Below are 8180 nucleotides of genomic sequence, written 5' to 3' on the forward strand. Positions count from 1 at the left end.
CCCGAGAGCGCGATGGCGAGCAGCACCGAGGGGAAGGCGAAGAACACGTCGATGGTGCGCATCAGGATCGTGTTGGTCCAGCCGCCGACGTAGCCGGCGATGATGCCGATCGACGAGCCGATGACGAAGGCGATCAGCACCGGCGTCACGCCCATGAACAGCGACAGGCGCGCGCCGACCATCAGGCGGCTGATCATGTCGCGGCCGAGTTCGTCCGAGCCGAGCCAGTAGGTGGCGTCGCCCACCGGCTTGAGGCGCCGCAGCATCGAGCCGCGGTAGGGGTCCATCGGCGTGATCCACGGCGACAGGATCGCGATGACGAGGATGGCGAGGATGACGGCGCCGGCCACGATCGCCACGGGGTCGCGCACCAGCCGGTGGCCGACATGGCCCCAGTAGCCGCGCGAGGCGGCGAAGGCCGTGGGTTCGGTCAGCGCCGCGGCCGGCGCGACCCCGCCGTCGAGGGCCATGGAGGCGGCGGTGATGGGTGAGCTCATGGGATCATGCCCTCTCGATGCGCGGATCGAGTGCGGTCTGCATCACGTCGACCAGGAGGTTGAGCAGGACGAAGAACATCGCCAGCACCAGGATCGAGCCCTGGAGCAGCGGCAGGTCGCGCTGGAAGATCGCCGCGTTGAGCAGGAAGCCGGTGCCGGGCCACGCGAACACCGTCTCGATCAGGATCGAGCCGCCGAGCAGGTAGCCGAGCTGCAGGCCCATGATCGCGAGCGCGGTGGGGGCGGCGTTGCGCACCACGTGCTTGAACACGCCGACCTCGTCGAGGCCCTTGGCGCGCAACGCTTCCACGAAGTCCTGGGCGAGGATGTCGGCCACGAGCGCGCGCACGGTGCGGGCGATGATGCCCATCGGGATCACCGACATCGTCACCGCGGGCAGGATGAGGAAGCGCAGGTGCTCGAAATCCGGCCGCCAGTTGCCCGAGCCGTCCGGCCCCGCCCCGGTCGGCGGCAGCCAGCCGAGCGTCGCCGAGAAGATGATCACCATGACCATGCCGAGCCAGTAATGCGGCACCGACACGCCGAAGACCGAGATCGCCGAGGCGATCCGGTCGAGGACCGAGTTGCGGTGGTAGCCGGCCACGAAGCCGAACAGGGTGCCGAAGGTGAAGCCGATCAGCGTCGCGACCGACGCCAGGATCAGGCTGTTGACCACCGCCCGGGTCACCTCCCCGAGCACCGGGCGCCCGGTGGCGATCGAGGTGCCGAGGTCGCCCTGCAGGACGTGCCAGAGCCAGATCGCGTATTGCACCGGCAGCGGCTTGTCGAAGCCGTAGGCGGCGCGCATCTCGTCGATGGTCGCCTGCGTCGCGTCCGCCGGTAGGATCGCGCTCAGGGGATCGCCCGGCGCCAGGTGCACCAGCAGGAAGCACACGATGCTGACGCCGAAGGCCACCGGCGTGACGTAGACGAGGCGCTTGAGGATGTAGAGCAGCATCGCGCCCGGGTTTCCTTATTCCGGTTCCAGGGTTCAGCGCATCGCTTCCCTCCCCCGCAGCGGGGAGAGGGCTCATTGCCCCCTACCGCCCCGCCGTCGCGATGGTGATGCCGGAAAAGTCCTGGAACCAGTTCTGCGCCTGGACGAAGCCCTTCACCTTGGTGCTCATCGCCCGCGGGTTCACGTCGTGCGTGACCATGAGGAAGGCCGCGTCGTCGACGTACTTCTCGTGGATCTTCTCCAGCACCGCGGTCTGCTCGGACTTGTCGAACGCGTTGCGCACCTGATCGAACAGCTTGTCCATCGCCGGGTCGGAATAGAAGCCCCAGTTGGTGCCGTTCGGCGGTGCGAAGCTGCTCTGGAGGTGGCGGATGAAGCCGGTGAAGGGGTCCTGGATGAAGTAGCTGTAGTTGATGCCCGTGACGCCGCGCGCGATGTCGGCCTTGGCGCCGGCGCGCCAGACGTTGATCAGCGTGTTCCACTCGACCACCTCGAAGTCGACCTGGATGCCGACCTCGGCGAGGTTCTGCTGCACGAACTCGTTCATCGGCAGCGGCTGCATCTGGCCCGAGCCCGAGGCCGAGATCCCGATCTTGGTCTTCAGCGGCTTGTTCGGGCCGTAGCCGGCCTCGGCCAGGAGCTTCTTGGCGGCCGCCGGATCGTACTTCACCTGGAAGGTCGGGTGGCCGAACCATTGGTGGCCGGGCGGGAAGAAGCCGGTCGCCGGCACCGCGAGCCCGCCGAGCAGTTCCTTCAGGCCGTCGCGGTCGATGGCGAGGTTGGCGGCCTTGCGCACCCGGATGTCGTTCCAGGGCGAGCCCTCGACGCGGGACAGGTGCCACGTCCAGTTGTGCGGGTAGGTGTTGGTGACGATGGTGAAGCCCGCGCCCTTCAGCGAGGCGACGGCGTCGGGCGCGGGCGCCTCGATCCAGTCGACCTGGCCCGAGCGGAGCGCCGCGACGCGGGCGTTGGCCTCGGGCAGCGGCACCAGCACGAGCTTGTCGAGCTTAGGGATCCGGGCCTTGTCCCAGTAATCCTTGTTGGGCGCCATCTCGGCGCGCTCGCGCGGGGCGAACAGGGTCATCTTCCACGGGCCGGTGCCCGACGGCGTCCTGGCGAAGGCGTCCCAGCTCCGCCCGAGCTTCTCCCACTGCGCCGGCGAGGACATCATCACCCAGGCGATCTGGTAGGGCAGCGTCGCGTCGGGCGCCTTGGTCGTGATCTCGACGGTCAGCGGGTCGATCACCCTGTAGCTCGCCACCGCCGGGATGCGGGTGCGCCCCTGCGCCGACTGGCGCGGGTCGTACTGGGGGGAGTCGTTCTTCAGGAGCTTGTCGAGGTTCCACACCACGGCGTCGGCCGTGAATTTCGAGCCGTCGTGGAAGGTCGCCCCGTCGCGGAGCTTGAACGTCCACTTGGTCTTGTCGGCGGCGTCCACCGCCCAGCTCTCCGCCAGGCCCGGCACGAGGTCGGAGGGCTTGGTCGCCGAGGACAGGTCCCAGTTGATGAGCCCGTCATAGACCGTGTAGCCCATGAAGCGCATGCCCTCGCCGCCGTTGTCGGCCTGGCCGGTGGTCAGCGGGATGTCGGAGGCGGTCATGCCGATCCGCAGCACCCCTTGCGCGAGGGCGGCGGGGGCCGCGCCCGTGAGCAGGGCGCCTGCGAGCGCCGCACGGGCGGCGAGGGTCTTCAGCGGTCGGGACAGCATGTCGGGCGGGTGACCTCCATGGGCCGGGTGCCCGTGACCGGGCCTCCGAGGGGATGCCCCGGGTCTATGCAAGCGCCCGGCCAAAGCGCGTGGCCGATCGATGCGAGCGCCCGGCCGGTCCGCGGCGGCTGCCCTACCCGTCGATCAGGCTCACATGCGCGGCCACCACCCGCCAGCCGTCGGGGAAGCGCACCCAGGTCTGGCTCTGGCGCCCGATCCGGCCCGGCGCGTTCTTCCGCGAGAACAGGGTCATCGCCGTGGCGAAATCCCGGCCGTAGGTGGTAATCACCGTCTGCGACAGCGTCCGCTCCAGGCCCGCCGCCGCGCGCGCCCGGCGGAAGGCGCGGATCGCGTCCATGCCGTAGAGGTTTTCGCCCGCGCCGTAGCGGATCGTGCGGGGATCGTCGTGGAACAGCGCCTCCAGCACCGGCACGTCGTTGCCGGTGAGCGCCGCCTCGTAGGTCCGGAACGCCGCCTCGACCTCGGCCTTCACCTGCGCGTCGTCGATGACCATCATGCGATCTCCGGCTGTGAGCGGACTGTCGGAGGCGGTCACGCCGGCCCGCGGCACCCCTTGCGCCAGGGCGGGGACCGCGGCGGCGAGCAGGGCGCCGGCGAGCGCCGCACGGGCGGTGAGGGTCGTCATCGGGCGGGACGGCATGTCGGGCGGGCGCGCTCCGTGGGCCGGGGCGCCCGCGTGCGGGCTTTCCGGGGGATGTCCCGGCCCATGCAAGCGCGTGGCCAGTCCGGGCCCCAGTTCGGGGACGCCGCCGCGGCGCGGCGGGGTCGCGTCCGTCAGTCCCGGCCGCCCGCCTTCACCGCCTGCGCCGCAGCGGTTCGTGCCGGGATCCTCGCGAAGCAGTGCCTCCGGCACCGGCGCGTCGTCGACGACGATCACGCGATCTCCGCGATCGGCGCGCGCACGGTGCCGGCCGTCTCGAGGGCGCGCGCCACCCGCAGCGCCACGTCCTCGCGCCACGGGGCGGCGATGACCTGCACGCCGAGCGGCAGGCTGCCGTCGAGCCACACCGGCACCGCCGCCACCGGCAGGCCGACGAACGAGATCGGCTGCGTGAACACGCCGATATTGGCCCGCACCGGCAGGCTGACGCCGTCGAGGGTGAAGTGCGTCTGCCCGCGGGGCGGCGCGCGGCACGGGGTGGCCGGCGCCAGGATCACGTCCACCGTGCCGAACAGGTCGGCCACCGCCGCGCGGTACCACCGGCGGAAGCGCTGCGCCCGCTCGACCCAGGGCGCCGGCAGCATGGCGCCCGCGATCAGCCGGTCGCGCACCGCCGGGTCGAAGTCGCCCGGGCGTTCGCGCAGGCGGTCGAGGTGCAGCGCGGCGCCCTCGGCGGCGGTGATCAGGTAGGCGGCCGCCCGCGCGCGCGCCGCCTCGGGGATCTCGACCACCCGCGTCGCCGAGAGCGCCCGCGCCGCCGCCTGAACGGCCGCGAACGCCTCCGGGTCGCCGCCGCGGGCGAAGTAGCCGCCGGCCACCGCGATGCGAAGGCCGCCGAGGCCGGATTCCAGCCCCGGCAGCGCCGGCTCGGCGGGCCGCGTCGTCGCGGCCGGATCGTCGGGGTCCGGCCCCTGCATCGCGTCGTAGGCCAGCGCGAGGTCGGTGACGCTGCGCGCCATCGGCCCGAGATGGTCGAGGCTGCCCACGAACGGGAAGCTGCCGGCCCGCGTCAGGCGCCCGTAGGTGGGTTTGAGCCCGAAGCAGCCGCAGAAGGCCGCGGGCACCCGGATCGATCCGTTGGTGTCCGAGCCCAGCGCCAGCGGCACGAGGCCGGCCGCCACCGCCGCGCCGGAGCCGCCGGACGAGCCGCCGCTCATGTGGCCGGCCGCGTGCGGGTTGCGGCTGTCGCCGTCGTGGACGTTCTCGCCGGTGAAGTCGTAGGCGTACTCGCCCATGTTCAGCGCGCCGACGAGGATCGCGCCCGCCGCCTCGAGCCGGCGCACCAGGGCGCCGTCGCGGGCCGCCGGCGCCCGGTCGCGGTTGATCTTCGCGCCCGCCCGCGTCGGCAGGCCGGCGAGGTCGATCAGGTTCTTGACCGCGAAGGGCACCCCGGCGAGCGGCCCGGCGGCCTCCCCCCGGTCCAGCCGCGCGTCGAGGGCGTCGGCTGTGGCGCGCGCGCGCGCAGCCGTCACGTCGGTGAAGGCATTGACCGCCGGGTCCACGCGCCCGATCCGCGCCAGCGCGGCCTCGACCACCGTGCGGGCGGGCACGCGCCGCTCCGCGACGGCGGACGCGACGGCCGCGGCATCGGCACGGCTCCAATCGATCTGCGTCATCGGATCAGGCCTCGAAGACCGGCGCGGCCTCGGCCTCGTCGGGCAGCGGGAAGCCGCCGACGAGGTCCGCCGCCGCCGCCAGCACGCGGAGGTTGGCCACCACCGGCGTGATCCAGGCCGGGTCGAGCCTCAGTCCCAGCAGCGGCGCGGCGGCGGCGGCATAGGCGTCGAGGTCCGGCTTCCGCGCCGGTGGTTCCGGGTTCGTCATCGCGCGTCCTCGTCGAAGGCCGGGGCCGGAGATCGGGTTGGCAAGGTCAGCGCCAAGCGCAGAGCCGCCCTCACGCCGGCCTATTCATGATGCAAAGCCCGGCCCATATGCAAAACCCGGCCCATGCGCATGGCATCGTCCTCGGGCAGGCATCGAGGACCGCCGACCGGTTCCGGTCATGGTCGGGCCGGCCCGACCGTCACCGGCGCGATCGGGGCGAACACGCAATCCTCGGCCGTGCCGTCCTCGTGGACGAGCATCGCGAAGGTGCCCGGCGCCGAGGTCGTCATCAGATGGGCGTGCCACGCCCCGGCGCGGTAGTTGATGCCGGCCTGCCCCGGCACCCGGAAGGCGCGGATCGCGGCCTCGTCGGGTCGCCCGTCGCGGTCGGGTGCCACCACCGCGAGGTAGCTCTCCACCGCGAGCGGCAGGAAGGCCTGGCTCGAATGCGGGTGCCGCTCCATCCGCGTCAGCGGCATCAGGCCGGCGAACGGCTCGCTGCGCACGAGCGCGAGGTTCGCCGAGGCGCCGCTGCGCAGATTCTCGATCGGCGTGGCCCGGTCCTGCCGCGGGCCGTCGTCCGGCGCGACGAGCAGGCTGCCGAAGGCCGAGAAGGCGTGCTCGTCCAGCGGCTCGATGGGGATGATGCGCATCGTCTGTCCCGGCAGGTGTCCGGATGCCGGCCTCTCCCGCCGCGCGGCGGAGGTCAAGCCGTGGCCCATCGCCCCCCGCGCCGCCGCGGGGTTGACGGATGCCCGCCCGCGGCCTTGCCTGGGGCCAGACCGCAGCGACGCAGGCGAGCCCCCTTGACCTATCCCCGCGACCTGATCGGCTACGGCCGCACCCCCCCGCAGGCCGACTGGCCGGGCGGCGCCCGCATCGCGGTGCAGATCGTGCTGAATTACGAGGAGGGGGCCGAGAACTGCATCCTGCACGGGGATGCGGCCTCCGAGGCCTTCCTGTCCGAGATCGTCGGCGCGCAGCCCTGGCCGGGCCAGCGCCACATGAACATGGAATCGCTCTACGAGTACGGCGCGCGCGCCGGGTTCTGGCGGCTGTGGCGGCTGTTCACGGCCCGCGCCGTGCCGGTCACCGTGTTCGGGGTGGCGCACGCGCTGATGCGCAACCCGGAGGCCGTCGCCGCCATGCGCGAGGCCGCGTGGGAGATCGCCAGCCACGGCCTCAAGTGGGTCGATGTCCGCGACTACAGCCGCGCGGCGGAAAGCGCCGCGATGGACGAGGCGGTGCGCATCCACGAAGCGGTCACAGGCAGCGCGCCCGAGGGCTGGTACACCGGCCGCTCCTCGATCCACACCCTGGAACTGGGGTTGGAGCGCGGCTTCACCTACCTGTCCGATTCCTACGCCGACGACCTGCCCTACTGGCTGCGCGGCGCGGCCGGCACCGGCCTCGTCGTGCCCTACACCCTCGACGCCAACGACATGCGCTTCGCCGCAGCCCAGGGCTTCAATTCCGGCGACCAGTTCTTCGCCTACCTGCGCGACGCGTTCGACGTGCTCTACGCCGAAGGGGCGGACGCGCCGAAGATGATGTCGGTGGGCCTGCATTGCCGCCTCGTCGGCCGACCGGGGCGGATGGCGGCGCTGGCCCGCTTCCTCGACCACATCGCCGCCCACGACCGCGTGTGGGTGGCCCGGCGGATCGACATCGCCCGCCACTGGATCGCCCGCCACCCGGCGCCGTGACGGGCCGGCGCGATTCGTGCTCCCCGCTGCGGGCAAACCCATGAAAGACACCCGATGACGACCACCATCGACGGCCGCACCCTCACAGCCGCGGACGTGCTCGCCGTCGCGCGGGCGGACGCCGCCGGCGCCCGGTCCGAAGCGGTCCTCGACGACGGCTCGCGAAAAAACCTCGTCGGGGCGCGGGACTACATCGAGGCGCACTTCATGCGCGACGACGCGCCGTTGATGTATTCGTTCAACACCGGCGTCGGCCTGTTCAAGGACCAGCGCGTGCGGCTCGACGAGATGCAGGCCTACCAGCGGCTGACCGTCTACGCCCACGCCACCGGCATGGGCGAGCCGTTCGACGCCGACGCCGTGCGCGCCACCATGCTGCTGCGCGCCAACGCCTTCGCCTCGAACTTCTCCGGGCCCCGCGTCGCGGTGGTCGACCGGCTGCTCGCCTGCCTCAACGCCGGGATCGTCCCCGTCATCCCGTCGAAGGGCTCGGTCGGGGCGTCGGGCGACCTCGCGCCGCTGGCGCATCTGGCCGGCGCGATCTGCGGGTTCGCGGAGGCCGAGGCGTTCTACCAGGATCGCCGCATGCCGGCCCGCATGGCGCTCGAAGCCGCGGGCCTGCCCCCCGACTTCCCGCTGGAGGCCAAGGACGCCTCGGCGCTCATCAACGGCTCCACCGTCTCGCTCGCCGTCGGTGTGCTGGCGCTGGAGGACATGAAGCGGGTGCTCAAGGCCGCCGAGGTCGCGCTCGCGCTCACGCTCGAAGCCTTGCGGGCGGAGAAGGCCGCCTTCGATCCCCGCGTGC

Annotated in this window: 8 protein-coding genes and 1 pseudogene; 2 read left to right on the plus strand and 7 right to left on the minus strand. The window is 72.4% G+C overall.

Annotation, left to right across the window (positions count from 1 at the left end; translation table 11 throughout):
- The 7 genes from ACFE86_RS19720 to ACFE86_RS19750 all read right to left on the minus strand — a co-directional run.
- The coding region (locus ACFE86_RS19720; protein ID WP_375457024.1) for an ABC transporter permease at nucleotides 1-497 on the minus strand (497 nt) is incomplete at its 3' end.
- Between the two features lie 4 nt (nucleotides 498-501).
- Nucleotides 502-1455 (minus strand): ABC transporter permease, encoded by a 954-nt coding sequence (locus ACFE86_RS19725; protein ID WP_375457025.1) that lies wholly within the window; start codon nucleotides 1453-1455, stop codon nucleotides 502-504.
- Nucleotides 1456-1537: 82 nt separating this feature from the next.
- On the minus strand, nucleotides 1538-3163 hold the full coding sequence (locus ACFE86_RS19730) for an ABC transporter substrate-binding protein (RefSeq protein ID WP_375457026.1): 1626 nt from the start codon (nucleotides 3161-3163) through the stop codon (nucleotides 1538-1540).
- A 133-nt stretch (nucleotides 3164-3296) separates the two neighbouring features.
- The gene (gene hpxZ, locus ACFE86_RS19735; RefSeq protein ID WP_375457031.1) at nucleotides 3297-3677 is read right to left on the minus strand and encodes an oxalurate catabolism protein HpxZ; all 381 of its coding nucleotides are present in this window, start codon (nucleotides 3675-3677) and stop codon (nucleotides 3297-3299) included.
- Nucleotides 3678-4057: 380 nt separating this feature from the next.
- Nucleotides 4058-5461: an AtzE family amidohydrolase gene (locus ACFE86_RS19740; RefSeq protein ID WP_375457027.1), complete on the minus strand. Its 1404-nt coding sequence runs from the start codon at nucleotides 5459-5461 to the stop codon at nucleotides 4058-4060.
- 4 nt (nucleotides 5462-5465) lie between these two features.
- Nucleotides 5466-5669, minus strand: coding sequence for a DUF4089 domain-containing protein (locus tag ACFE86_RS19745; RefSeq protein WP_375457028.1), 204 nt, complete (start codon nucleotides 5667-5669; stop codon nucleotides 5466-5468).
- A gap of 176 nt (nucleotides 5670-5845) precedes the next feature.
- Nucleotides 5846-6322, minus strand: coding sequence for an ureidoglycolate lyase (locus tag ACFE86_RS19750; protein WP_375457029.1), 477 nt, complete (start codon nucleotides 6320-6322; stop codon nucleotides 5846-5848).
- A 153-nt stretch (nucleotides 6323-6475) separates the two neighbouring features.
- Between ACFE86_RS19750 and puuE the strand changes: the two are divergent.
- Nucleotides 6476-7369: pseudogene (gene puuE / locus ACFE86_RS19755) on the plus strand (allantoinase PuuE); the annotation flags it as partial.
- Nucleotides 7370-7429: 60 nt separating this feature from the next.
- The coding region (locus ACFE86_RS19760) for an aromatic amino acid lyase (protein ID WP_375457030.1) at nucleotides 7430-8180 on the plus strand (751 nt) is incomplete at its 3' end.

Source organism: uncultured Methylobacterium sp. (assembly GCF_964244095.1).
Taxonomy (GTDB): domain Bacteria; phylum Pseudomonadota; class Alphaproteobacteria; order Rhizobiales; family Beijerinckiaceae; genus Methylobacterium.